The organism is Mesorhizobium sp. Pch-S (assembly GCF_004136315.1).
Lineage (GTDB): Bacteria > Pseudomonadota > Alphaproteobacteria > Rhizobiales > Rhizobiaceae > Mesorhizobium.
The window spans coordinates 5,164,419-5,188,938 of the sequence record NZ_CP029562.1; the positions used below are offsets into that span (position 1 = coordinate 5,164,419).

The window sequence follows — 24,520 nt, forward strand, 5'->3', positions numbered from 1 at the left end:
TCAGGCTCCTGCAGTCGCAGAGGTCGTCGAACCGGATCTGGTGAGCACCAGCCTGCTACCCTCGTTGAGCGAGGGTATCAGCGAGCCATATCCGGCGATGGTTGGATGCGGTGTTTCGATCGTATGCTTGTGTGTGGCGGTGATGACCACGACCTTCGTGCCGGCTGCTTCCGCAGCCTGGATGCCTGCCGGTGCGTCCTCGAAGACCAGGCAGTCCTGCGGTTTCAAGCCGAGCCTGTCAGCGGCAAGCAGGAAGCAGTCAGGCGCCGGCTTGCCGTTGGTCACATCTTCTCCGGTGATCATCAGCGGCGGTATCGGCAGGCCCGTGGCTTCCAGCCTGCGGATCGCCAGCCGGCGCGGCGACGAGGTGACGATCGCCCAGCGCCGTGGCGGCAGCGCGTTGAGGAACGCGGCAGCGCCTGGAATGGCCTCGATGCCTTCGACGTCTTCGAACTCCGCCTGGGTCAACGCCTCGACCTCGGCCATGACGTCGACGCCCGGCAGGTTCAGGCGACGGATCGTCTCCACGGCCCGCACGCCATGGATGGTCGGCAGAAATGTCTCGACATCAAGCCCATGCTTTTGCGCCCACGCCGCCCAAACCCGCTCGGCAGCCGCGATCGAGCTGAGAATGGTGCCGTCCATGTCGAACAGGAAGGCGCCGAAGGCGTGGTCAGGGAAGGGAAGGGTCATTATGCGCGCAGCCTTTGATTTTCGGGGTCCCACAAGGGTCTGTCGTCCTGGACCGTCGCCTTGAAGCGTTCACCGAAAATCTCGACTTCGATTTCGGTGCCCGGCACGGCCAGATCGGCGCGCACCATGCCGAGTGCAATGGATTTGTCCACCCTGTAGCCCCAGCCTCCCGATGTGGTTTCGCCGACGATCGCATCCTCATGCCAGAGCGTGGACATGTAAGGTGCGTCGCATGCGCCGGGTGCCTGGATGACCAGCGTCGCAAAGCGTTTCTTCACGCCCTGCTGCCTTTCGTTGAGCAGCGCCGCCTTGCCGCGGAAATCCGGCTTGTCCCATTTCACGAAGCGTTCGAGCCCACCTTGCAGGATGGTGTAATCTGTAGAGAGGTCGCCCTTCCAGGCGCGATACCCCTTTTCGAGGCGCAGGCTGTCGAGAGCGAACATGCCGAACGGTTTCAGGCCGTGCTTCTGCCCGGCAGCCCAGACGGCATCGAAGACGGCGGCAGTATCCTCGACTTTGGTGTGCAATTCCCAGCCGAGTTCGCCGGCAAAGGACACGCGCACCAGCTGCAGCCAGCGACCGGCAATCTGGCAGGCCTGATGCGAGAGCCAGGGTTGGCCCAGATCCGCATCCGTCACATCGGTCAGTATTGCCCGCGAGTTCGGGCCGGACAGGATCTGGCAGGAGAAACTTTCCGTCATGTCCTGCAACGTGATCCCGGTGCCTTCGGGCAAGTGTTTCGACAGCCACTCGAAGTCGTGCAACTGCGCCACCGCAGCAGTGATCAGGAAGAAGAAATCTTCTTCCAGCGCCATGATCGACATCTCGGTGACGATGCGGCCCTTGTCGTCTGCAAAGTAGCCTAGGCCGATGCGGCCAGGCTTCGGCACCACGCCGGTGATGAGGGTGGAAAGCCATTCGCGGGCACCTTCGCCCTTCAATCGGAAACGGCTGAATCCAGGCAGGTCGAGAATGCCGGCGGCATCGCGTACGGCCAGGCATTCCTCGCGAATGCGAGGCTCCCAGGGCCCGGAGCGGGCAAAGGTCTGTGTCGATTGTTCAGAGATGTCGTCGCCGGGCTTCGCGTACCAGGTCGCGCGCTCCCAGCCGTTGTAGGCGCCGAACTGGGCTCCCATGGCCTTGAGGCGTTCATGCAACGGCGAAAGCTTGCGGTCGCGTACCGCAGGCCAGGCATGACGCGGGAAGTGGATGGCATATTCGTGGCCATAGACTTCCATGCCCTTGGCGACGGCATAGTCCTGTGCGGATCCGAACGCGGTGAAGCGGCGCGGATCGCAGGACCACATGTCCCATTCGGTCTGGCCTTGCGTGACCCATTCGGCCAGCACCTTGCCGGCGCCGCCGGCCTGGGCGATGCCGAAGGTGAAGACGCAGGCTTCGAACGCGTTGGGCACGCCTGGCATCGGCCCAAGCAGGGGATTGCCGTCCGGGGCATAGGGTATCGGGCCGTTGATGACCTTGGAAAGGCCGGCGGTGCCGAGAATCGGGACCCGCTCGATGGCATCGTTCAGGTACCATTCAAGCCGCTCGAGATCGTCCGGAAACAGCTGGAACGAAAAGTCGGCGGGCATGGGGTCGCCGGGGGTGGCCCAGTGTGCATGGCAATTGCGCTCATAGGGGCCAAGATTCATGCCGTTCTTTTCCTGGCGCAGGTAATAGGAAGAATCGACATCGCGCAGCAGCGGCAGCTTGTGTCCTGCTTCCTTCGACCAGGCGGCGAGCTCGGGGATTTCGTCGAAGAGGATGTATTGATGGCTCATCACCATCATCGGCACTTCGCGGCCGAACATCCTGCCCACTTCGGCGGCCCGGTAGCCGGCTGCGTTGACGATATATTCGCAACGGATTTCACCCTGCTCGGTGACCACCACCCATTCGTCGCGTTCGCGGCGCACGCCGGTGACCGGACAGAAGCGGATGATCCTGGCGCCGTTGTCACGGGCGCCCTTTGCCAAGGCCTGAGTGAGCTGGGCGGGATCGATGTCGCCGTCATTCGGGTCGTAGAGCGCGCCCTGAAGTTCGTGCGTCTCGATGAAAGGGTAGCGTGCCTTGATCTCGTCGGTGCCGATGACCTCGATCGCCATACCCTGGTAGCGGCCCATGCCTTTGGCGCGCTGGAATTCCTGCATGCGCTCCTTGCTGTGGGCCAGCCGGATCGAACCGGTGACGTGGTAGTTCATCGGGTAGTCGACTTCCGTCGCCAGTCCCCGGTAAAGCTCGGTCGAATAGCGCTGCATGTTCATCAGCGACCAGGATGAGGAGAAGGTCGGCACGTTGCCGGCCGCGTGCCAGGTCGAGCCGGAGGTCAGCTCGTTCTTTTCGAGCAGGATGCAATCGGTCCATCCGGCCTTGGCCAGATGATAGAGGGCCGAAACGCCCACCGCGCCGCCGCCAATGATGACCACACGCGCCGTCGTCGGAATTCCGGCCATTTTTGTCCTCCCCGATCTCCAGGCGGAACGCGATCAAAAAAGATCCGCATTCCACCCTATCTCCTTGTTTTGGCACACGATCTTTGACGAGGCCGAGGTTTCGCCGGCCTCCGATCCAGGATTATGCCGCTAGTAGACAGGCGGCGAGACGACCCAGATCACCACCGCAGGCACCGTTCCCGGGTTCCTCCAGCGGAAAGGCTTGCCGGCGAAACGAAAGCTGTCGCCCTCGCCAAGTGTGTGCCAGGCGCCGTCGATCTCGATCTCGAACGTGCCGGACGTGACGTAGCCGGCTTCTTCGGTCGGTCTTGTGGCGGCCTTCTTCAATTCCGCGCCCGGCGCGAATTCCGAGCGCAGCATCTCGAAACTGCCGCCAAGGTCGGGTGACAGAAGCTCTTCCACCAGTCCCGATTCGCTGGTACCCAGCGCTCGCCGCCGGCCGGCGCGCACCACGACACCTCGCTCGTTTTCCTCCGGCACGTCGTGGCTGAAGAACAGGCTGATCGGGACTTCGAACAAGTCCGCCAGGGCTCGCAGGTCGCCTAGCGACGGCACCGAGAGGCCGCGCTCGACCTGACTGACCCAGCCGACGGAGCGGCCGAGCTTCAAGGCGATTTCGGCCAGCGTCAGGCCTCGCGTCTTGCGCAGCGCGCGAATGTCCGCAGCGAGAAAACGTTCGCCGGTCTGCGCATCCGGTTGGGCAGCAGGTGATGTCACTTTTCAACCGTTCGTGAAAAAATCATTCAGAATTTCATGAGACGCCAACTGCGTGAAAAGATCAAGCGCGATCTTGGGTGGGACTGAAAAATCCATAGAATGGCTGCTTTAGGCTTTCGGCGGGACCAACATGCCGCGGCAGCACAGACAAAATTGCTTGCGGTATTTTAGCGCTTCATGCAAAGGCACCGCGACTGCGCGTTGGGGGACGTGCTCCTTGAAATCCTGCGTTGAAGAGATTGCCATGCTGGCACCGGAAAGCAGAGCCCCGAAGTCGGACGAAACGACGGTGGTGGACGAAGCGATCATTTCGCGCCGCTCCGTGCGCGCCTTCCTGCCCGACTTGGTCGAGGATGCAACGATCCGCGACATTCTCACGGTTGCCTCGCGTGCGCCGTCCGGCACGAACATGCAGCCGTGGAAGGTGTATGTCGTCAAAGGCGAGGTGAAGCAGACGCTGAGCGATGCCATCCTGAATTCTGGCATTCGCGCCGAGAAGGCGGAATGGGACGAATATCGCTACTACCCGGATCAGTTCTTCGAACCTTACCTGACGCGCCGTCGCGCCAACGGATTCGGTCTCTACGGCGCGCTGGGAATTGGCCGGCGCGAAGTTGACAGGATGCGGGCACAGCACGATCGCAACTTCATCTTCTTCGATGCTCCTGTCGGCATGATCTTCACCATTGACCGGCGGCTGAACCAGGGTTCGTGGATCGATTACGGCATGTTCCTGGAGAACATCATGATCGCGGCGCGGGCCAGGGGCCTGCATACCTGCCCGCAAGCAGCTTTTGCACCTTACCACAGGCAGATCCGCCCGGTGCTTGGCATTTCCGAGGAAGAAATCGTCGTGTGCGGCATGGCGCTGGGCCATGAAGACACATCAAAGCCGGAAAGCACCTTCCGTACCGACCGCGCGCCGCTGGAGGAGTGGGTGAGGTTCGTCGAGTGAGGCAGTCGGCAATGGGCAGTAGGCAGTAGTGCCGCCGCAACCTTTTGCCGAACTGTGCCGCCCTCAGATATCCTCTACTGCCTACTGCCTACTGCCTACTGCCTACTGCCTACTCACTACTCACGACCGCATTCCCGCTGACATTCTGGCCATCCTGCGGTGTCAGCCGGCGGTAGGCGAACAGAGCGCAGAGCGTGATCAAGGCTTCGATCACGAACAATATGCGGAAGTCCGCCACGGAAGCGTGGCCTCCAGGCCCTGCCAGGAGCGACAGAACCGCTGCCGCAATGCCGACGCCGATGGCGACGCCCAGCTGCCACAGGATGTAATAGAGGGCGCTGAAACGGGCGAGCTGCTCGGGCTCGATATCGGCATAGGCAAGATTGCCAGTCGAGGCCCATTGCACCGAGCGGAACACCCCGAACATGAAGATGTAGGTCAGCACGATCCACACCGGTGTCGTTGCCTGGATCAGGGCAAAACCGGCGACAAGGGCCGCTACGATGGGCGTGTTGGTGACCAGAACACGGCGGAAGCCGTAGCGTTTCAGCATGGCGGGCATCATAAAGCGCGTGAGCAACGAACCGACCGCTGCCATGAACGTCAGCGATCCCGCGTGAACGGCGCTCATGCCGAAGCCGAGCTGGAACATCAGCGGCAGGATGAAGACGACGGAACTCAAGCCGATCGTGTCAAGGCCGCCCCCGGTCAGGAAAGCGACGCGGAAGGTACGGATGCGCAGCAGCCTGAGATCGAGCACAGGATTGCGTGCCCGCAGCAGATAGAAGATGGCGAAGCCGAGCAGCACGATGGCGAGCGCGACTTGCATGGCAATCAGGCTTCCCGCCATGTCCTTGGCGGCGAGCGAATCCATGCCGAGCACCAGAAGCACCATGCCGACACCGACAAGCGCGAAGCCGGGAAAGTCGAATCGGGTGCGGATCGGTTTCCTGGCTGCCGGAAACAGGGCCGCGGCAAGCAGAAGCGCGGCAAGTGCCAGCGGTACATTGATGAAGAAAATCCACCGCCACGAAATGTAGGTCGTCAGCGCGCCGCCGACGAGCGGGCCGACCAGAGGCCCCGACTGGCCGGCCAGCGAGATGTACATGTTTATCTTCAGGGTGCGATTGCGCGGAAAGCTCTGCAGCACAACGATCTGGCCTAGCGTGCCCATCAGCGCGCCGCCAAAGCCTTGCAGGGCACGGGCACCGACGAGTGTCCACATGTCGTTGGCGATGCCGCACAGCGCCGACGCGACACCGAACACGATGAGCGCGAAACAATAGGCGTTGCGCAGGCCGAAGCGATCGGCAGCCCAGCCGCCCAGCGGCATCATGATGATCAGGCTGGCGACGTAGGCGGTGACCAGCAGGCCAAGCTGGCTTGGCGGGCGCGCCAGCGTCTCTCCGATGCCGGGAAGGGCGGTGACGACCACATTCTGGTCGAGGCTGGTCATGAAGACGCCACAGGCAACGGTGACCGGAATAAGCAGCGAAACGCTGTCCGGTGGCTCGACGCGACCGGCGGTGGTCGCGGAATTCTGTGTATCCATGGGTGACGAAGTCGAAGTGTCGGCCTTTTCAGTCAATCGGCGGCGGCCGAAACCGTCGATTCTATCAGGCAACTATCGAACCGGACCTCGTTTCCCTCTAGCGTCAGGATGGGCTCTTCGTAAGGCCAGTTTCCGGTAACGAGTGGATTTGCTGGTTAGCGTGCCGGCATGTGGGCCATGCATTCGAGCTCGAGCTGAGCACCCAGCGCAAGACCGTTCGCACCGAACGCGGAGCGTGCCGGCAAGCGGTCCGGAGCGAAGTACTCAAGATAGACCCGGTTGAAATCGCCCCATTTCGACATGTCGGCCAGCATGACCGTACATTTGAAGATATCGGCGAAGCCAAGGCCGTTTTCCCGAAGGACGGTGCCGATGTTCTCCATTGTCTGGCGCGTTTCGGCCTCGATGCCTCCCGGCACCAGCTCAAGTCTGCCAGGCAGGTTGCCGAGGGCGCCCGACAGATAGAGGATATCGCCAACGCGCACCGCCTGGCTGAAGGGCAGCTTTGCTGCTTTGGCCGCCGGCGAATTGATGAATTCCATGACGCGGCCTCCTTTGCTCCCGTTCTCAGGCGACCTCGTACCCGACTTCTTCCGCCGCATGCCCGAGTGCTTTCCAGAACGAGCGTGCAAAGGAGCGGAAGACGTAGATGTCGAAACGGTCGCCGCCCGTTCTCTGGATCTGCGCGAAGACGTCATGATGGGTGGTGGAGCGCGCTGCGCCGACAGGAAAAGCGGGCAGGGTGAAGTCGATGGCGAAGAATTTCGCCAGGACCCATTCGGCCTCGGGGCCTTCGATACGGATCGCGGTGCGGCCATGCGACAAATCCGTCACGGTGCCGATTGCCGGTGTGATCGCCTTGGCGAGCGCAGCGGCAACGCCTTCTGCTTCGTCGACAATGGTGAACTTGCCGGGCGCAAAGCCGAACACGGCCTTTTCGCCATCAATGGCACCACCGCCGGCGCCGTCCGGCAAGCCAATGCCGGTTACCTTGCGGATGGCGGCGATGGCCCGCGCTTCCTCACCCGGCCAGGCAGCAACCTGGATGATGGAACCGGGACGTGTTTCGGACAGGATTACGCCGACGCCGTCCTCGAAGCGGCCGTGCGAGCCCGAATGATAGACAGGTTCCAATGGCGAAAGGCGCTCAACCATGCATGCGGCTCCCTTCCGGGTCGAAGAAGTGGTGGCTGACGATTTCGACCGGGCCGAAGCGCTTGCGCAGCGGATCGGACACATAAGCGCGTGTGCCGCGACGGTTCTTGCCGCCCTGGACGAGCGCGAGGGCGATGTATTTGCCGAGTGCCGGCGCATAGCAGCAGGCGGTGATATGGCCGATCGAACCGTGCGGATTGTCCTCGTCGAGTTCCTCGACGATATGCGCGCCACCGTTGAGCGGCCTGTTGTCGAGAGCGACAATGCCGACGAGCTGAAGGCGATCAGCTGCAACAAGACCTTCGCGGTCCATCATGGCCGAGCCGATGAAGGGCTTCTTCTTCGACAGCATCCAGTCGAGGTGCAGGTCACGCGCGGTGGTGCGGCCGTCGATCTCGGCGCCGGTGACGTGACCCTTCTCGATGCGCAGCGTACCGAGCGCCTCCAGCCCGTAAGGCACCAGGCCGAACGGCTTGCCTGCCTCGACCAGGGCTTGCCAGACGTGGGTGCCGTATCCGGCGCCACAGTAGACCTCGTAGGCCATCTCCCCGGAGAAGGACAGCCGGCAGATCATCACCGGAACATCCGCAATCTTGCCATGGACGATGCCCATGAAAGGCAAAGCGGCGTTGTCCACGGTCGTGCCTTCGACGCAGGCGGCGAGGATTTCCCGCGCCTTCGGTCCACCGATCGCGGCACCTGCCCATTCGTCGGTCACGGACGTGACGGTGACCTTCAATTCCGGCCAGATCACATCGAGGAAGTATTCCAGATGCTGCATCACCTTGCCGGCGTTGGCCGTTGTGGTGGTCATCAGGAAATCGTCCTGGCCGAGGCGCCAGGTGGTGCCGTCGTCGAAGGCCAAGCCGTCCTCGCGCAACATCAAGCCGTAGCGCGCCTTGCCGACCGGAAGGCTTGAGAAGACGTTTGTGTAGACGCGGTCGAGCAGCTCCGCGGCGTCCGGACCTTGAATAGCTATCTTGCCGAGCGTCGACACGTCGACGATGCCCGCGGTCTCGCGCACGGCCCTGGCCTCGCGCACATAGGCCTGCTCGACCGTTTCGCCGGCGTGCCCGTAGATCATCGGACGGAACCACAGGCCTGCGGAATACATCGTCGCGCCCTGGGAGAGGTGCCAGTCGTGCATCGGCGTCAGCCGCTCCGGCTTGAGATCGCCATATCGTTCCGCGGCCAGCGAACCGATGGAAACGGCGGTGTAAGGCGGGCGAAAACGGGTCGTGCCCACCTCAGGAATGGGCTTGCCAAGCGCCTCGGCCATGATGGCTAGGCCCGGGACATTCGAGCTCTTGCCCTGGTCCGTCGCCATACCGAGCGTGGTGTAGCGCTTCAGGTGCTCGACCGAAACGAAGCCCTCGCGATGAGCCAGGCGCACGTCATCCGCGGTGACGTCGTGCTGGAAGTCGACGAAACTCTTGCCGTCGGCCTTGATCTCGAACACCGGCGCCGGTTCGGGATTGACCGAGGCCGGCTCGATTTCCGGCTGCTCGATGAGCCGTGCCTTGCCTCCGGACGCTGTGAGGCCGGTTGCGTAGCCGTCGACGATCGCGTCGTCGGTGGCGAGCCGTCCGGTGAAGGCGCCGGCACCGTTCCAGCTCTGCGTCGGCTGCGGCGGCAGGAAGGCCTGCAACTGTTCATTCCATTCGGGTTTCGCACCGGCCTGGCTGGCCAGATGCAACACCGGCGACCATCCACCGGACATCAGCAGGCAATCGGTCTGGATGCCGCGCGGTTCACCGGTCAGTGCCCCGCTGGCGCTATCCAGCCGCTGGATCCTGATGCCGCTCAATGTCCTGCCGCCATCGGTCGCCGATACCGCATGCCCTGCGATCAGTTCCGCGCCAGCTGACGCGGCCAGCGCGCGTGCCTGATCGGAAATGTCGGTGCGGACATCGACGATCGCGGCGATGTTGGCCCCAGCCTTCTTCAGGCTCGCAGCCGCCTGGTAGGCCGTGTCGTTGTTGGTGAAGAGAGTGAGCTTTTCGCCCGGAAGTACGCCATACTGGTTGGTGTAGCGCTGCGCCGCGCTGGCAAGCATGACGCCGGGGCGATCATTGCCTGGGAAAACCAGGGGACGTTCCAAGGCGCCGGTGGCGAGCACGACCGACTTGGCGCGAATGGTCCAATGGCGATGGCGCGGCTCGCCGCGTGCTGCGGTTTCCTTGTGGTCCGCAACGCGCTCCAGGGCAGCCAGCGTGTTGCCGTCGTAGTAGCCCCAGATCGCGGTGCGCGGCAGCAATCGGACATTGTTGCGGCCCTTGAGGCCGTTGACGATTTCACTGGCCCAGTCTGCGGCGCGCGTGCCGTCGATGGTTTCGCCGGACCAGTTGGCAGAGCCGCCGAAACGCGGATCGAGCTCGGCCAGGATGACGCGTGCGCCACCTTCGGCGGCCGCCTTGGCAGCCATCAGGCCTGCAGGGCCTGAACCGACCACCAGCACGTCGCAGAAGGCGTTCATGCGTTCATAGCGGGAATCGTCGGCTGTCGTGCCGGCGCGGCCGAGGCCGGCGGCGCGACGGATGAAATGCTCGCAGAACATCCAGAAACGGGTGCCCTTGAGTGGCCCGATCACCGGCCCCATGAAGGTCTTGTAGTAGAAACCGGCGCCGATGACCTTGCTTCCGAGCTGGTTGACGGCGCCAACATCCCATTTCAGCGACGGAAACCGGTTCTGGCTCTCGGCCCGCAGGCCGTCATAGATCTCGACTGCGGTTGCCGGGATGTTCGGCTCCCGCGCCGTGCCGCGCAGGATGGTAACCAGCGCGTTCGGCTCGTCCACACCGGCGCTCAGCACACCACGCGGCCGATGGTATTTGAAAGAGCGACCCAACAGCGTGACGCCGCTGGCAAGCAAGGCAGAAGCCAGCGTATCGCCGGGATGGCCGGTGAAAGGCACGCCGTCGAAGGTGAAGCGGATGGTCCTCAGCCGATCGATCTGACCACCGGTTTCGTTGCGGCGCGGGCTCATGCCTTGGCTCCGGGCTTGCGCCGCTCGGTTGCGCGATGATGGACGTTTCCGCGCACCGGCACGGTGCTCGAAACGACATGGGTCACTGTGTTGCGCAGCACGCGGATATGGCTGCGGCAGCCGCCGGAGTGCTGCCAGATCTCGTTGTGGTCGCCGGCGGGATTTTGCCGGTCGTAGACATATTCGTTCCAGGCCTGAAGGTCCTGCGAATTGGGGGCTGGGCGCTGGCGATTGCCGTCGCCCTGATAGGTGAATTCGGAGACGTCTCGCGGGCCGCAGTAAGGGCAGGTGAGCAGCATGGTCAGTCCTAATGCAGGCGGGGTGTTGCGCCCTGGCCCTTCTCGTCGATCACCGTGCCACGATGGAACCGGTCGAGCGTGAAGGCGGCGTTCAGTTCGTGAGGTTCATCACGCGCGATGGTGTGGGCAAAGCAGAAGCCCGAGGCGGGTGTCGCCTTGAAGCCGCCGTAGCACCAGCCGCAATTGAGATACATGCCGGGCAACGGCCCGGTCGTGATGATGGGCGAACCATCCATCGACATGTCGCAGACGCCGGCCCAGGAGCGTAGCATGCGCACACTGGCAAGGCTGGGGAACAGCGCCAGCATCTCGGCCATCACCTCTTCCACGATCGGCAGGTTGCCGCGCTGGGCATAAGAATTGTAGCCATCGAGATCACCGCCATAGATCAGGCCGCCCTTGTCGGATTGGCCCATGTAGAAATGGCCCATGCCGAAGGTGACGACGGTGTCCAGAAATGGCTTCAGCGATTCCGAGACGAAGGCCTGCAGCACGTGACTTTCGATCGGCAGCCGGTCGATTCCTGCAAGCTGCATGACGCGGCCGGTGCTGCCGGCAGCAGCGACTGCGACCTTCCTGGCGCGGATTTCGCCGCGGGTTGTGACAACGCCGGTGACGCGATCTCCGTCGCGCAGGAAACCGGTGACTTCGCAGTTTTCGAGAATGTCGACACCGCGCCTGTCGGCACCGCGTGATATCCCCAGGCCACGGCATCGTGGCGGGCGGTGCCGGCACGCGGCTGCATCATGCCGCCGATAATCGGAAAACGCGCGCTGGCCGAAACATCGATCGCCGGCATCAGCCGCTTGATCTCGGCAACCGACATCAGTTCGGCATCGACGCCCTGGTGGCGCATCGAGTTGCCGCGACGGGCATAGTCGTCGAACTGGGCCGGGGTGTGCGCGAGATTGAGCACGCCGCGTTGCGAGAACATGACGTTGTAGTTGAGGTCATGGGAGAGGTTCTCCCACAGCTTCATCGAATGTTCGTAGAAGCGCGTGTTCGGCGGCAGCAGATAGTTGGAGCGCACGGCCGTGGTGTTGCGGCCGACATTACCCGAGCCGAGATAGCCCTTCTCGACCACCGCGACATTGGTGATGCCATGCTCCTTGGCGAGATAATAGGCGGTCGAAAGGCCGTGACCGCCGCCGCCAATGATCACGACGTCATAAGAAGCCTTGGGGTCGGGCTTGCGCCAGGCGGGTTTCCAATCCTTGTTGCCCGACAGCGCATTGCGCAGCAGCGAGAGAGCCGAATATTCCGCCATGCCAACTCCATCCCGAATCCGCATGCGGCTCGGATAGCCCATTTCGGACGGAGACTATAGAGCCAGCCTCGGCGCGAAAGCCAGAATTGCGCCACGGCTTTTCGACTGGCCGACCAGCGTGTTCAGGTGTGAAGCAGCTTGCTCCGCCCCAATGCCGTCTCTATCAAGGGCGAGATTTCGCAGCCTTGAAGGTTGCTTTACGGGTTGCCGATCTATGTTTTTTCGATTTGTCCGTCTTTTGCTGATCCTGGTTCTCACTGCGGCGATGCCAACGCTGGTGCTGGCGCAGGCTGGAATCCCGTTGCTCGATGAAACCGCCGAGCCGGCCGCTCCAGCTCCCCAGCCGACTCAACAGGCGGTGCCGCAACAAGCCGCGCCGAATGGAACCGCTCAACCCGCACAGCCGCCCGTGCAGGCTGCGCCGCCGACTGCCCAGGCCACGCCTGCGCAGACAGCATCATCCGACGAACTCGTTGCCGAACAGCAGAAGGCGCTCAAGGCCCTGGTGGCGAAGACGGACAATTTCGCCAAACAGATCGACGACAATCAGGAAGACGATGGTGCGCTGGTCGACATCAGGACCCAGCTGGAAGAGCTTTCCAGGCAGGCGCTCGGGACCGCGACAGTCTTTCGGCCGCGGCTGACCGAAATCAATGCCCGGCTCGAGCAGCTGGGGCCGCCACCCGCGCAGGGGCAACCAACGGAACCAGACATCGTCGCTACGGAACGCAAGGCGCTGACGACGGAAAAGGCCGAGATCAATGCCGTTATTGCTGGTGCCCAGACGCTCTCGGTCCGTATCGCGAGCACAGGTGACAAGATCTCGACCTTGCGCAGCGAGCTTTTCCGCAAGACGCTGACCAAACGTTATGCGCTGAACGACCTGCTGAGCAGCAAGCTTGCCGTCGATGCCAATACCGAATTCTCCAATCTGTCCGGCGCCGTCAGTTCGTGGTTCTCGTTCGTCCTGAAATTCAAATACCAGGCTGCACTGGCCGCCACGCTCATGGCGTTGGCGGCGGCGTTGGTGCTGCATATCGTGGTGCGGCGCATTTTCGGTCGCATCTTCGAGCCGGACCCGACCGTCGAGGACCCAACCTATCTCAGCCGACTGTCGGCGGCTTTCTGGTCGACCCTGTTGCCGACGCTCGGCCTCGGCGTCTTCCTGAGCCTGGCCTATTTCTTCTTCGATTATTACGGGGTGCTGAGAGGCGATATCGGGATATTCCTGCGCTCGATCATGGGCGTCATCCTGATCGTGTTCTGCGTCCATCGCCTGACCAATGCTGCGCTGTCGCCAGGCATGCCGAAATGGCGGCTGATCCCGGTCGAGTCCGGCCCCGCGCGCTGGCTGGTGTTGCTGTCCACCGCCATGGCGGTCGTGCTTGGTGCCAACGGCTTCCTGTCGGTGGTGAACGAGCAGATGGGCTCGCCGCTGTCGCTTACGGTTGGACGCAGTTTTGTTGCGACCGTCATCGTCGGCCTGATCCTGATCATGATGGGCCTGGTGCGGCCGTTCCGTGCCAAGTCCGGCGAGTGGCGGCCATGGCCAGCCTGGCTGCGGTTCCTTGCCTACGCACTTGGAACCATAATCATTGTCGCGGCCTTGCTCGGCTATATCGGGCTCGCCATTTTCCTGGCGGGCCAGGTCGTCATCACCAGCACGCTGCTGATCACTGCCTATATCGGTTTCCTGTCTGCGCGTGCCATCGGTGCCGAGGGCGGTTTCGCGGAAACGTCCGTGGGGCGCTGGATTGCCGGTCGGACGAGCCTGGAAGAGGGCACGCTTGATCAACTGGGACTGGCGACAAGCATTGCCCTCAACCTGCTGATCGTCGTCGTTTTCCTGCCGATGCTGCTGCTGATGTGGGGCTTCCAGTTCGCCGACATCCAGGCATGGACCTACAGGATTGCGATGGGGGTCACCGTCGGGTCCGTCACCATTTCGCTGTTCGGCATCCTGACGGGCGTGCTCGTCTTCATCCTCGGCTACTTCCTGACGCGCTGGTTCCAGTCCTGGCTTGACGATTCCGTGATGGCGCGCGGCAAGGTCGACACCGGCGTACGCAACTCGATCCGGCTTGTGGTCGGCTATGCCGGCTTTGCGCTGGCCGCGGTCGTCGGCATCTCATCGGCGGGCATCAACCTGTCGAACCTTGCGCTCATCGCCGGTGGTCTTTCCCTCGGTCTCGGTTTCGGCTTGCAGAATGTCGTCTCCAACTTCGTCTCCGGCCTGATCCTGCTTGCCGAGCGGCCGTTCAAGGTTGGGGACTGGATCGTTGCGGGCGACGTCAGCGGGACGGTGAAGAAGATCAGCGTGCGTGCCACGGAGATCGAGACCTTCCAGCGCCAATCGGTGATCCTGCCGAATTCGAACCTCATCAACAGCGCGGTCGGCAACTGGACGCACCGCAACAAGCTCGGCCGTGTCGAGATCAATGTCGGCGTCGCGTATGGCTCGGATGTCCGGCACGTGCACGAAGTCCTGACCGAGATCGCGCGGGGGCATCCGCTGGTGCTGAAGAACCCGGAACCCTTTGTGCAATTCGCCAATTTCGGGCTGAACGCGCTGGAGTTCCAGGTCCGCATTTTCCTGGCCGATATCACGAACGGCGGCTCGGTGCAGAACGATATCCGTTTCGCCATCATGGACGCTTTCGAGAAGGAAGGTATCGAGATCCCGTCGGCGCCACGCCAGCAAATGCCTCATATGAACAAGGAACCCTGGCCGAGCGACGACGACAAGACCGAAGCGTTGCATGCCGAGGAGAAGGCGGCGAAGGAGGAGGCGGAACGCAACCAGCCGAAGGGTCGCCGCAAGCCGCGTCGGCCCGATCCAGGCTAGTGGCGCGGGCCGGCTACCCAATTGCGGCATGAATGAGGCATTCAGTTGCGGTTCAGCTTGTTTGTCCTATAAGCTTGATTGCGAAGGGCGAAAATGCCTCGCGAACGCAACAGAGGCGGTGGAAACACCGGAATAGCAATGTGGAAGATCCTCATCGCCGCCGTCGCTCTCATAGCCGCGAGCGAGGTTGGCCATACGGCCAGCGCGGTCAACAAGGACAATGAAACACGTACGCTGATCGTCACGGAAGGCGGCGGCAAGAGCGAGTTGACGCTTGCGGGCGGCGAGACCGTCGAGTTCTGCGCGAGCGGCTGCTTCGTGACCCTGCCGAATGGCGACCTTGAAGCACTCACCGGTTCGGAGACCGTCGTGATCTCCGGCGGCAACGCGACCGTGAAGTAAGCGCAATCTGCTCGCCGCGAAGAGACAAGGCCGGACATCTGTCCGGCCTTTAACTTATGTAAAATCGCCAGGCTGGGACATGTCTGGTGCCATCTCCGATGCCTGCCGGGCGACCATCAGTTCGGCGCGATGATGTTCAGGCCAAGCGCCTTGTCGAACCTGGGGTGGACAAATGCGTCATAACATTGGTTGAGCTTGAAGCGCCGGTGCTCGGCCAGAGCCGGTTCATAGAGCGTGTAGAGGATCTTGTTGTTCGCTGTTGGCGGACAGGTCGGCAACAAGACGAGATCTGTGTTGGCAACGGCCTGTTCTTCGGCTGAACCAGGCAATGGCACGGTACGGCCGGGATCTGCGCCGATCGTGACGTGCAAGGGCGCGGAGCGTTCCATCAGCCAGGGAAACGGATTGACGAAGTTCAGCGACATGATCGTGCCGAAGCGGACGCCAGTTCTGGTCTCGATGTCCCGGATGGTATCGATCGCCATGTCGACTGTTTTCAAATAGACGATCTGGAACTCGAAATCAGAATAGAAGAGTGGGTTCGGCAACTCGTTGACGTCTGCCAGGTCCTGATAAAGTCCGCTGTGCTCGGAATAGAAACGCAGCATGTTGTCGGAGCGGGCCTGCACCTCCGGCCGCATGTTGAGCGCGCCGAGCGTCTTCAGATTGCCTTCCTGAAGCGGAACGTTCCTGACGGCACCGACATAGGTGCGCGCGGCTCGTTCCACGACGCGTACGACCAGCGGAAGAGCGGCTGCGGCGACCAGTGCGCTGACGGTCAGCGCCAGGCCCGGGCGGTTGGCGATCCTGCCGGTCTTGAGCAGAATTGCCAGCAATATCGGCCAGAGGAAGAAGAAGGCCTGGCTGCCCGTATTCTGTGTTTCGAAGAGGATGCCGGCAAGCATCACCACTGCCAGCCAAAGGCTGTCGCGGCCGAACAGCGAGCTTCTTCCACCCGGTTGGGTGGCAAGCTTGCGCCAATCCGCCCAGACCAGCACTGCCACAAGGGCTGTCGTCGCAAGCACGACACCAAAATTCTGGGAAAGGGTGCGCAGGAGGCGTGGTACGAGCGTGCCGCTGTTCAAGCCGACCAGCACGATGATGTCGTTGACATAGCCGCCGACCAATCCCGACGATATCTCCATGCCGGCAAGGATTGCCATGAAGGCTACCGCGGCGATCAGAGCATCGCGCAGGGCAATGCGTCCGCCAATCAGGGCACAGACACAGATCAGGCCCGCAGCAAGAAAGCCGGTGATCTTCACGAAGAAAAGCGAACCCATGCAAACGGCTATGAGGCCCACAAGCAATCGTCTGTCGCGAACGAAGGTGAAGGCGGCGACCAATACGTAAAGTATCTGGCAAACTTGGCGGTTATAGACGCCGAAACCATCAGAGCCTGGATAGGCATACATGTCGCGCGTGTCGAACGGCAGGAGTGCAAAGATCAGGAACGGAATGAGCAGGGCAAAAGCCGTCAAGCGGGACCGTTTGTCGACGTGCCAGACGAGGGCTGCCATGGCGGGGGCAGTGATGGCGAGAAGCGACCAGTGCGCGAGCAGGACGGGGTGTCCGTTGGGGAAGAGCGTCAGCCAGCCGACAAAGAGGTAGTAGCATAGCGGCCCGACCGGGATGAAAAAGTCACGCACCGGAATCTGGCCATCGTAGATGCGGTTGGCTGCATCATAGTAGATGTAGATGTCCCAATACATCGGCCCGACCGGCAGCCGCAGCGGGACCAGCAGCAGGACGAAGACGAGGAGTAGCGCTGCCGCCAGCAGCACCAAAGGGCTGGCCAATGCCGACAACAAATGCCGGCCGCCGACCTTGGAAGCCTGTTCGAAGGCCTCGCTCACCTTCGGTCTCCGCGGCACTCCAGACGAGAATATCGGATCATGGTTTTCATCTATCAGCAAAACCGAAAGTAAGGGTTAAGTCGACTTGGTCGAGGCGAGCCGGATCGGCTGCCGCCGCGCACGTCGCGCGGCTTTTTTGCAATGTCGCAAACAGGCTGCAATCGCATCGCGGCGGCCTATAGTGTGCGCGCAAGCATCATCTCGGAGTGGCATGCAATGGCAGGGTTCCCGAAAAAGGCGAAGGTCGTCATCATCGGGTTGGGAGGGATCGTCGGCGCGTCGGTGGCGCACCATTTGATCGAGCGCGGCTGGGACGACATCGTCGGCATCGACAAGTCCGGCATTCCGACCGACGTCGGTTCGACCGCGCATGCTTCCGACTTCTGCTACATGACCAGCCACGACTTCCTGTCGTGCTGGACTTCGCTCTACTCCCTCGAATTCTATGACAAGATGGGGCACTACGCCCGTATCGGTGGTCTCGAAGTGGCGCGGGTCGGCGACGATACCCGCATGGATGAGATCAAGCGCAAAGTCGCTTCCGCCAAGGCCTTCGGCACACGTGCGCGGCTGATCGAGCCGGCCGAGATCAAGGAAAAATTCCCGCTCATCGAAGAAAGCCTGGTGCAGGGCGGTCTGTGGGATCCTGACGCCGGCCTCGTCATCCCGCGTTCGCAGACGGTGGCGGGCAAGCTGGTCGACCAGGGCGTCGCAGCTGGCAAGCTGCAGGCCTTCGCCAACACGGCAGCGAAATCCCTGGTCATCGAAAATGGCCGTATCAAGGGCGTGGTCACCGATCGTGGAACGATCGAGGCCGACCATGTGGTTGTTTGCGCCGGTCTGTGGGGCAGGCTGATTGCCGAAATGGCCGGCGAGGACCTGCCGGTGATGCCGGTCGACCATCCGCTGACCTTCTTCGGTCCGTACAATGAATTCGCTGGTACCGGCAAGGAGATCGGCTGGCCGCTGCTGCGCGACCAGGGCAATTCCGCCTATATGCGCGATACCGGTGACCCGAAGACCACAGAAGGCGGTCAGATCGAATGGGGTTACTACGAGGAAAAGAACCCGCGCCTGTGCCATCCGCGCGAGCTGCTCGAAAAGCATGAAGCCCGTCTGTCGCCATCGCAGCGCGATCTGGAAATGGAGCAGATCCTCGAGCCGCTGGAGCGCGCGATCGAGCTGACGCCGATCCTTGGAGAAATTGGCTACAATGAAGGTCATTCCTTCAACGGTCTACTGCAGGTTTCGGCTGCCGGTGGTGCGTCCTGCGGTGAGAGCCAGAAGGTGCGCGGCCTGTGGTATGCCGTCGCGATCTGGGTCAAGGACGGCCCGGGTTACGGCAAGCTGATTGCCGACTGGATGACCGACGGGCGCACCCATGTCGATCATGCTTCGATCGACTACAGCCGCTTCTACCCGCACCAGCTCGAAGAGGGCTTCATCGAGGGCCGTTGCGGCGAAGCCGCGCAGAAGATCTATACGCCGGCCGTCCATCCGCGTGAGCCCTACGCAACGGGGCGCAACGTCAAGCACTCGCCCTTCTATGAGCGCGAGAAGGAACTCGGCGGCTATTTCATGGAACTCGGCGGCTGGGAGCGTGCGCACGGCTATGCCGCCAACGAGCACCTGCTCGAAAAGTACGGCAACCGCGTGCCGGTGCGCGAGAACGAATGGGACAACCGCCATTTCTGGCGCGTGTCGAACGCCGAGCATCTCGCCATGAGTGAGGATTGCGGCATCGTCAACCTGTCGCATTTCTACATGTTCGACGTCGAGGGGCCTGATCATGTCGAGCTGATGGAATGGTTGTGCGCGGCCAAGATCGGCGGCGACAACAACATCGGCAAGGGCATCTACACCCACTTCCTCGACGACGAGGGCATGGTGCGTGCCGACCTCACCGTCATCCGCATGGCCGATCGTTGCCGGGTCATCGACGGAGCCGATGCTGGCCCGCGTGATTTCCATTATGTGAAACGGGTGGCTGAGGACAAAGGCTTCAACGTCACCGTCACCGATGTTGCTGAGAAATTCGTGACCATCGGAATCTGGGGACCAAATGCCCGCCCGACCTTGCAGAAGGTTGTCGAAGATCCGGCCAGCCTGGCCCCGGAGAATTTCCCGTTCGCGGCGATCAAGCCGATCAGGATCGCAGGCAAGGACGTGACGGCGTTCCGCATCTCCTATGTCGGTGAGCAGGGCTGGGAACTGCACATGCGCTACGAGGACGCACTTGCCGTCTGGGATGCGCTGCGCGCCACCGGGGTCATGGCTTTCGGCGTCGAGACCTACGCCAATTCGCGTCGCATGGAAAAGAGCCTGCGTCTGCAGAACGCCGATCTGCTGACGGAATACAATCTCCTGGAAAGCGACCTGCAGCGCCCGAAGGTCAAGGAAGCCGATTTCCGTGGCAAGGCGAGACATCAGGAGCATCGGGCGCGTGCGCACCAGCCCGCAATGCTGTGCACGCTAGTCATGACCGACAACATCGATTCCAACGGTGTCGCCCGTTACCCGGTCGGCGCCATGCCGGTGATGGACCCCGCAACCGGCGAAACGCTGGTCGACGAGCTTGGCCGACGCTCATTCACCACCTCGGTGGCTTATGGCCCGACGATCGGCAAGAACATCGCATTGGCCTATCTGCCGTGGGCCTACGCCAAGGAAGGGCAGAAGCTGCAGGTCGAATATTTCGCCGAGACCTATCCTGTCGAAGTGGTCGGCGTCGGCTACAAGCCACTCTACGATCCGGAGAACCTGAAGCCGCGCAGCTGAAGCTGCCCATCGACTATTCCAGAATCATATCGACCAGCGCCATATAAACCTGATCATCGGCGAGGTGCTGGTTGTAACCGCGTGCGGTGTAAAGACCTAGCAGAGCCAGATAGAGCGTTTTTGCTCCGGCCTGGGCTTTGCCGGGTTCCAGTCCGTTTTCCAGAAGCTCTTTTTCGAGATAGCCGACGCGCGCGGCATCGACGGCGCACAGGCGCATGCCGACATGCGGATCTGTGGCGGCCCATGCTTGCATGGCTGCTTCGGCGCGCGCTGAATCGATGCCGAAAATGGTCTTCGTCAACGCTTGTCTCGCGAGATGGCGCAGGCGCCCTTTCGGCGTTGGCAGCCCAGCGGCGTTGTCAATAAGCTGCTGAGTGAAATCGGCTGCCCAAAAATCCAAAATCGCCGCGAGCAACTGCGCGTGGTCCTTGAAGTGCCAATAGAACGAGCCCTTGCTGACTCCAAGGGTCTTGGCAAGGCGCTCCACTTTCACGGCTTCCACTCCGCCCTCAGCCAGTGCGGCGACCGCCGCCACAAGCCAGTCGTGTCGGCTCAAATCCCCTGTTCTGGTTTTTGCATTGCGGTTTTTGTCGGCCATTCGGTCGTATCCTTGTGTCACTGCGCCGCACCATACGGTGCCGTATGGATGTGCGGGAGTGGGAGTGATACATACGCTTCCGTATGGAAGTGCCGCAAGGCGCGGCGCCGTCAATCGACGGGAGAAAGTCATGGTCAGATGGAGCGCGGTCGCACTGATCGTACTTGCGGTCGTTCACCTGCTGGTGCTGGGGATCGACGTTCCGGCCGAATTGCCGAAGTGGCTTGAGTTCAGTCTTTGGACCTTGGACCATTGGCAGCCATTGCGAGCGCAACCGCTCGATCTTGCGCTGAGTAGTGGCGTGTTCTGGGCGACGGCCGGAAGTTTCGCGGTCCCGCTGTTGATATTGGGTTCTCTCCTGCTGTGGCTTGATCGGCGCGGTGACCCCATACCGGCCTTTGTCGGCTGGACATTGGCGGGGTGGACCGCACTCATGACTCTGCTGATGCCGCCCAGTGGTTTCCCGCTTGGCTTGTTGATCGCGCTCTGCCTCGCGGTTGGCCTCGAACGTCGAAAGACGCAAGCCAAAATCTCGAAAATGTGAGGGGGAAAACGACGGTTCGAATGGGCGGTACCTTTTTGGGAAGCCGAATCTCGCTTACCCTCGGTTCATGTCGGCATCCGCAGCCCGTTTCCTCATTGCCGGCGCCGTTTCGGCGCTGACATTTGGATTGATGCCCGAGGCTGAGGCTGCCGAACAGGTCGATGTCGAACTGGTGCTGGCCGTCGACGTTTCGCTTTCCATGTCGCCTGACGAATTGGAAATCCAGCGACGTGGCTATGCCACGGCGCTCACCGACGAGGCGGTGCTGCGCGCCATTGCCGACGGCATCCATGGCAAGATCGCAATCACCTATGTCGAATGGGCGGGCACCAATTCACAGGTCGTGGTCGTGCCGTGGACGCTGGTTGCCAACCGGGCAGATGCCGAGCATGTGGTGGCGCGACTGACGGCGCGCCCACCCAACAGCGCGCGTCGGACGTCGATCTCGGCGGCGCTTGAATTCGGCGCGGATCTGTTCGCCGAGAGTGGTTTCGACGGAACCAAACGCGTCATCGACATTTCCGGCGACGGACCGAACAACCAGGGCGCTCCCGTGCCGCTCGTGCGGGATGCCGTGATCAAGCAGGGTATCGTCATCAACGGCTTGCCGCTGATGACCAACGGCGGCATGGAGGCGTCCTACGACATCCGCGATCTCGATCAATACTATCGCGATTGCGTGATCGGCGGGCCGGGCGCATTCATGATCCCGGTCAATGGCTGGGAACAGTTTCCCGAGGCGGTCCGCCGCAAACTGGTGCTGGAACTGGCCGGTGCTGCTTCACCGCAATGGGCAGCCGAGGAGGCAGCCCACCCACCCATCGTGCTGGCTGAGGCCGGACCGACGATCGACTGCCTTGCCGGCGAGAAGAAGTGGCGCGACCGCAGCCTGATGTTCGACAGCCGGTGAGATGGCTCTTCCCGTTGTGCGGGGAGAAGGGGAAGGTTCAGGCTGCCAGCAACTGCTTGCGATCGACCCGCTCCTGCTGCGGCGAGCGTGCATAGAGTTCGCGGTAGCATTTCGAGAAGTGCGACGCCGAAACGAAGCCGCAGGCCACGGCGACCTCGACGACCGGCAGCGACGACTGGATCAACAGGTGGCGGGCGCGGTCGAGCCTGATCTCGAGATAGTAGCGGGCAGGGGAGCGCCCCATCTCGGTCCGGAACAGACGCTCGATCTGGCGTCGCGACAGGTCGACGTGGTCGGCAATCTCGATCAGTGACAGCGGTTCAGCAAGGTTGGCTTCCATCAACTCGATGATGGTCAGCACCTTCGAGTTCTGCACGCCGAGGCGCGCCCGCAAAGGCAAGCGCTGGCGGTCGGTCGGGCTTCTGACGCGATCGGTCAACACCTGCTCGCAGACGCGGTTGACAAGGCTTTCGTCGAAATCATCGCCGATCAGCTTCAGCATCATGTCGAGCGCGGCTGTGCCACCGGCGCATGTGTAGATGTTCTGATCGACTTCGAAGAGATCGGCAAAGACATTTGCCTTCGGAAAGGCTTCCTGGAAGCCAGGCAGGTTTTCCCAATGGATGGCGCAGCGTTTGTTGGACAGAAGACCAGCAGCGGCCAGCACATAGGCGCCAGTGCACAGGCCACCGACGGCAACGCCGCGATTATACTCCTCCCGCAGCCAGGCAAAGACCGACTTGTTGTGATATTTCTCGACGTCCATGCCGGTGCAGATGATGGCCATCGATGGGCGATCCGGCCCGGCCATCTTGCGGCGCTCCTCGTCGAGGGAGGTGTTGACTGCACACAGCACGCCGTTCGAGGCGGGCACCGGCTTGCCGTCCGCGCTGGCGAGGCGCCAGCGATATGCCTCGTAGCCAAGCATGCGGTTGGCAATGCGCAGTGGTTCGAGCGCTGTCGCAAATGCGACCATGGTAAAATCAGGAACCAGGAAAAAGACCAGCGATCGTTTGATCGGATGCTTAATAGCGTTCACGAAAATTCTTCCTCCCATGACGCGAACAGAATGTCGCGATCAGCATAGCGTCATCAGGAAAATTATTTTCTGTCAATCGTCTAGAATGGTTCTAAAAGATAAAATTTGCGACATGGGTCGCAAATCGGCTACCAAAAGCGCTTTGGATCCGGCGATGCTGGCTTTGCGCTTCTGGCGATGCCGCAAAAATGCCAGTCTTTCCAAGTTATGTCTGATCGCGCCGCAGCGAGGGTCGTGACTGCGGGCGTTCCAGCGGCGCGCTCGACTTGACATTCTCGTGAATGGAACGAAGCGTTAACCGTGTTAACCGACATACTGCGTCTTTGATCCGCAGCTACCGCTCATAAGCCCGTGTTCGCAAAACTCGCCAAACTCAGTTCCGCAATTCTCCTGGCCGCACTCGCTGCCGGATGTGTTTCGTCCGCGCTCGATGTCGGCGCGAAGGGTATACAGCCTATTGCATCCAAGCTGGTCGCCGAGATGAAGCGCAAGGGAATGACGCCTTCGTCACCCATCCTGGTGCGTATCTTCAAGGAAGAGAGCGAGCTCGAAATCTGGAAACGTGACGGCAGCGGCAAGTATGCGTTGCTCAAGACCTACCCGATGTGCCGTTGGTCGGGCCAGCTCGGACCCAAGAAAAGAATTGGTGATCGGCAGGCGCCTGAAGGGTTCTACCATGTCAGCGCCGACAGGCTGAACCCGAATTCGCAATACTATCTCTCGTTCAACCTGGGTTACCCCAACAGGCTGGAGGCCGCGCTCGGTTATTCGGGCGAGGCCCTGATGGTGCATGGTGCCTGTTCGTCCTCGGGATGTTACGCGCTGACCGATGAGGGCGTGTCCGAGATCTACGCGGTGGCGCGTGAAGCCTTGAAAGGTGGTCAGACGTCCTTCCAGGTTCAGGCCTTTCCGTTCCGCATGACCGCCCAGAAGATGGCGCGCAATCGCAGCAATCCGAACTACGGCTTCTGGACCGATCTGAAGAAAGGCTACGACAGTTTTGAGGTGACGCGTCGTCAACCCAAAGTGGCCTATTGCGACAAGCGTTATGTCTTTGACACCGAGTTTGCCGATGGCGACCCGGTCGACCCGCTTGCGGCATGCCCGCCCGCCATATCCGGCGCCGATGCGCTGGTGGCAGCGCGGACCCAGAGTGATCTTTCGACCGCCGAGACGATGGCGTCGACCATGACCGGCACGACGGTCCACGCCTATGCGGATGGCGGCATGCATCCTACGTTCCGCAAGCTGCTCGCAGCCAGTGGCGACAAGGCCCTGTCGAAAAGGACGTCGCTGACGAAAGTTCCGATCAGCCGGCCGGAAGCGGCGCTGGCGGATCCTTACAGCGTTTCGGAATAACGCTCCGCAGCGATCTGGCGCGTGCCAGCCGGCACCTATAACGAAAACGCCGCCACGGCGAAACCGAAGCGGCGTTGAGCAAAAACGGCAGTCGTGCCGGTAAATTCTGCGC

18 protein-coding genes and 1 pseudogene are annotated in these 24,520 nt (G+C 61.9%); 7 read left to right on the forward strand and 12 right to left on the reverse strand.

All coding sequences use genetic code 11. The features are described from left to right. The 3 genes from C1M53_RS24140 to C1M53_RS24150 form a co-directional block, all read right to left on the reverse strand. Nucleotides 1-693 (reverse strand): HAD family hydrolase, encoded by a 693-nt coding sequence (locus C1M53_RS24140; RefSeq protein WP_129414540.1) that lies wholly within the window; start codon nt 691-693, stop codon nt 1-3. Next, a complete protein-coding gene (locus C1M53_RS24145; RefSeq protein ID WP_129414541.1) occupies nt 693-3,146 on the reverse strand; it encodes an FAD-dependent oxidoreductase in 2,454 nt (817 codons plus the stop codon). Before C1M53_RS24145 ends, C1M53_RS24140 begins: the two co-directional genes overlap by 1 nt. A gap of 129 nt (nt 3,147-3,275) precedes the next feature. Beyond that, the gene (locus tag C1M53_RS24150; protein WP_129414542.1) at nt 3,276-3,863 is read right to left on the reverse strand and encodes an XRE family transcriptional regulator; all 588 of its coding nucleotides are present in this window, start codon (nt 3,861-3,863) and stop codon (nt 3,276-3,278) included. Nucleotides 3,864-4,107: 244 nt separating this feature from the next. Between C1M53_RS24150 and C1M53_RS24155 the strand changes: the two genes are divergently transcribed. Next, nucleotides 4,108-4,818 carry a nitroreductase gene (locus C1M53_RS24155; protein ID WP_165358228.1) on the forward strand — a complete coding sequence of 237 codons (711 nt, stop codon included), beginning with the start codon at nt 4,108-4,110 and terminating at the stop codon, nt 4,816-4,818. 109 nt (nt 4,819-4,927) lie between these two features. On the opposite strand, the gene C1M53_RS24160 is transcribed toward C1M53_RS24155, so the two are convergent. The 6 genes and pseudogenes from C1M53_RS24160 to C1M53_RS24185 all read right to left on the reverse strand — a co-directional run bounded on the left by C1M53_RS24160 (nt 4,928) and on the right by C1M53_RS24185 (nt 12,077). Then, complete coding sequence (locus C1M53_RS24160; protein ID WP_129414544.1) at nt 4,928-6,370, reverse strand: MFS transporter; 1,443 nt, start codon at nt 6,368-6,370, stop codon at nt 4,928-4,930. Between the two features lie 155 nt (nt 6,371-6,525). Beyond that, nucleotides 6,526-6,912 (reverse strand): Rid family hydrolase, encoded by a 387-nt coding sequence (locus C1M53_RS24165; RefSeq protein WP_129414545.1) that lies wholly within the window; start codon nt 6,910-6,912, stop codon nt 6,526-6,528. 25 nt (nt 6,913-6,937) lie between these two features. After that, nucleotides 6,938-7,525, reverse strand: a complete 588-nt coding sequence (locus C1M53_RS24170; protein WP_129414546.1) for a sarcosine oxidase subunit gamma — start codon at nt 7,523-7,525, stop codon at nt 6,938-6,940. Next, complete coding sequence (locus C1M53_RS24175) at nt 7,518-10,511, reverse strand: sarcosine oxidase subunit alpha family protein (RefSeq protein WP_129414547.1); 2,994 nt, start codon at nt 10,509-10,511, stop codon at nt 7,518-7,520. The genes C1M53_RS24170 and C1M53_RS24175 overlap by 8 nt, the downstream gene beginning before the upstream one ends. Beyond that, on the reverse strand, nt 10,508-10,810 hold the full coding sequence (locus C1M53_RS24180; RefSeq protein ID WP_129414548.1) for a sarcosine oxidase subunit delta family protein: 303 nt from the start codon (nt 10,808-10,810) through the stop codon (nt 10,508-10,510). Before C1M53_RS24180 ends, C1M53_RS24175 begins: the two co-directional genes overlap by 4 nt. An 8-nt stretch (nt 10,811-10,818) precedes the next feature. After that, nucleotides 10,819-12,077 (reverse strand): annotated as a pseudogene (locus C1M53_RS24185) (sarcosine oxidase subunit beta family protein). A 214-nt stretch (nt 12,078-12,291) separates the two neighbouring features. On the opposite strand from C1M53_RS24185, the gene C1M53_RS24190 reads away from it, so the two are divergent. Further along, nucleotides 12,292-14,922: a mechanosensitive ion channel family protein gene (locus tag C1M53_RS24190; RefSeq protein ID WP_245488262.1), complete on the forward strand. Its 2,631-nt coding sequence runs from the start codon at nt 12,292-12,294 to the stop codon at nt 14,920-14,922. A 138-nt stretch (nt 14,923-15,060) separates the two neighbouring features. Further along, a complete protein-coding gene (locus C1M53_RS24195; protein ID WP_129414549.1) occupies nt 15,061-15,324 on the forward strand; it encodes a hypothetical protein in 264 nt (87 codons plus the stop codon). A gap of 116 nt (nt 15,325-15,440) precedes the next feature. Here C1M53_RS24195 and C1M53_RS24200 read toward each other — a convergent pair whose 3' ends face one another. Then, nucleotides 15,441-17,180, reverse strand: a complete 1,740-nt coding sequence (locus C1M53_RS24200) for a hypothetical protein (RefSeq protein WP_245488264.1) — start codon at nt 17,178-17,180, stop codon at nt 15,441-15,443. Between the two features lie 216 nt (nt 17,181-17,396). Here C1M53_RS24200 and C1M53_RS24205 point away from each other — a divergent pair, with 216 nt between their 5' ends. Beyond that, on the forward strand, nt 17,397-19,958 hold the full coding sequence (locus tag C1M53_RS24205; RefSeq protein ID WP_129414550.1) for an FAD-dependent oxidoreductase: 2,562 nt from the start codon (nt 17,397-17,399) through the stop codon (nt 19,956-19,958). 13 nt (nt 19,959-19,971) lie between these two features. Here C1M53_RS24205 and C1M53_RS24210 read toward each other — a convergent pair whose 3' ends face one another. After that, nucleotides 19,972-20,556, reverse strand: a complete 585-nt coding sequence (locus C1M53_RS24210; RefSeq protein WP_129414551.1) for a TetR/AcrR family transcriptional regulator — start codon at nt 20,554-20,556, stop codon at nt 19,972-19,974. 130 nt (nt 20,557-20,686) lie between these two features. Here C1M53_RS24210 and C1M53_RS24215 point away from each other — a divergent pair, with 130 nt between their 5' ends. Next, nucleotides 20,687-21,100, forward strand: coding sequence for a DUF6463 family protein (locus tag C1M53_RS24215; protein WP_129414552.1), 414 nt, complete (start codon nt 20,687-20,689; stop codon nt 21,098-21,100). Between the two features lie 67 nt (nt 21,101-21,167). Further along, complete coding sequence (locus C1M53_RS24220) at nt 21,168-22,010, forward strand: DUF1194 domain-containing protein (RefSeq protein WP_129414553.1); 843 nt, start codon at nt 21,168-21,170, stop codon at nt 22,008-22,010. Between the two features lie 37 nt (nt 22,011-22,047). Here the strand turns inward: C1M53_RS24220 and C1M53_RS24225 are convergent, their stop codons facing one another. Then, complete coding sequence (locus C1M53_RS24225) at nt 22,048-23,055, reverse strand: GlxA family transcriptional regulator (RefSeq protein WP_348630058.1); 1,008 nt, start codon at nt 23,053-23,055, stop codon at nt 22,048-22,050. Between the two features lie 345 nt (nt 23,056-23,400). Here C1M53_RS24225 and C1M53_RS24230 point away from each other — a divergent pair, with 345 nt between their 5' ends. Beyond that, a complete protein-coding gene (locus tag C1M53_RS24230) occupies nt 23,401-24,408 on the forward strand; it encodes a murein L,D-transpeptidase family protein (RefSeq protein ID WP_129414555.1) in 1,008 nt (335 codons plus the stop codon). The last annotated feature ends 112 nt before the right edge of the window (nt 24,409-24,520 follow it).

Bases quoted from the DNA above. Each gene is read 5' to 3' on its own strand.
- C1M53_RS24140 (WP_129414540.1), bottom strand. From the start codon at position 693: ATGACCCTTCCCTTCCCTGACCACGCCTTCGGCGCCTTCCTGTTCGAC.
- C1M53_RS24145 (WP_129414541.1), bottom strand. From the start codon at position 3,146: ATGGCCGGAATTCCGACGACGGCGCGTGTGGTCATCATTGGCGGCGGC.
- C1M53_RS24155 (WP_165358228.1), top strand. From the start codon at position 4,108: ATGCTGGCACCGGAAAGCAGAGCCCCGAAGTCGGACGAAACGACGGTG.
- C1M53_RS24160 (WP_129414544.1), bottom strand. From the start codon at position 6,370: ATGGATACACAGAATTCCGCGACCACCGCCGGTCGCGTCGAGCCACCG.
- C1M53_RS24165 (WP_129414545.1), bottom strand. From the start codon at position 6,912: ATGGAATTCATCAATTCGCCGGCGGCCAAAGCAGCAAAGCTGCCCTTC.
- C1M53_RS24170 (WP_129414546.1), bottom strand. From the start codon at position 7,525: ATGGTTGAGCGCCTTTCGCCATTGGAACCTGTCTATCATTCGGGCTCG.
- C1M53_RS24175 (WP_129414547.1), bottom strand. From the start codon at position 10,511: ATGAGCCCGCGCCGCAACGAAACCGGTGGTCAGATCGATCGGCTGAGG.
- C1M53_RS24180 (WP_129414548.1), bottom strand. From the start codon at position 10,810: ATGCTGCTCACCTGCCCTTACTGCGGCCCGCGAGACGTCTCCGAATTC.
- C1M53_RS24190 (WP_245488262.1), top strand. From the start codon at position 12,292: ATGTTTTTTCGATTTGTCCGTCTTTTGCTGATCCTGGTTCTCACTGCG.
- C1M53_RS24195 (WP_129414549.1), top strand. From the start codon at position 15,061: ATGTGGAAGATCCTCATCGCCGCCGTCGCTCTCATAGCCGCGAGCGAG.
- C1M53_RS24205 (WP_129414550.1), top strand. From the start codon at position 17,397: ATGGCAGGGTTCCCGAAAAAGGCGAAGGTCGTCATCATCGGGTTGGGA.
- C1M53_RS24210 (WP_129414551.1), bottom strand. From the start codon at position 20,556: ATGGCCGACAAAAACCGCAATGCAAAAACCAGAACAGGGGATTTGAGC.
- C1M53_RS24215 (WP_129414552.1), top strand. From the start codon at position 20,687: ATGGTCAGATGGAGCGCGGTCGCACTGATCGTACTTGCGGTCGTTCAC.
- C1M53_RS24220 (WP_129414553.1), top strand. From the start codon at position 21,168: ATGTCGGCATCCGCAGCCCGTTTCCTCATTGCCGGCGCCGTTTCGGCG.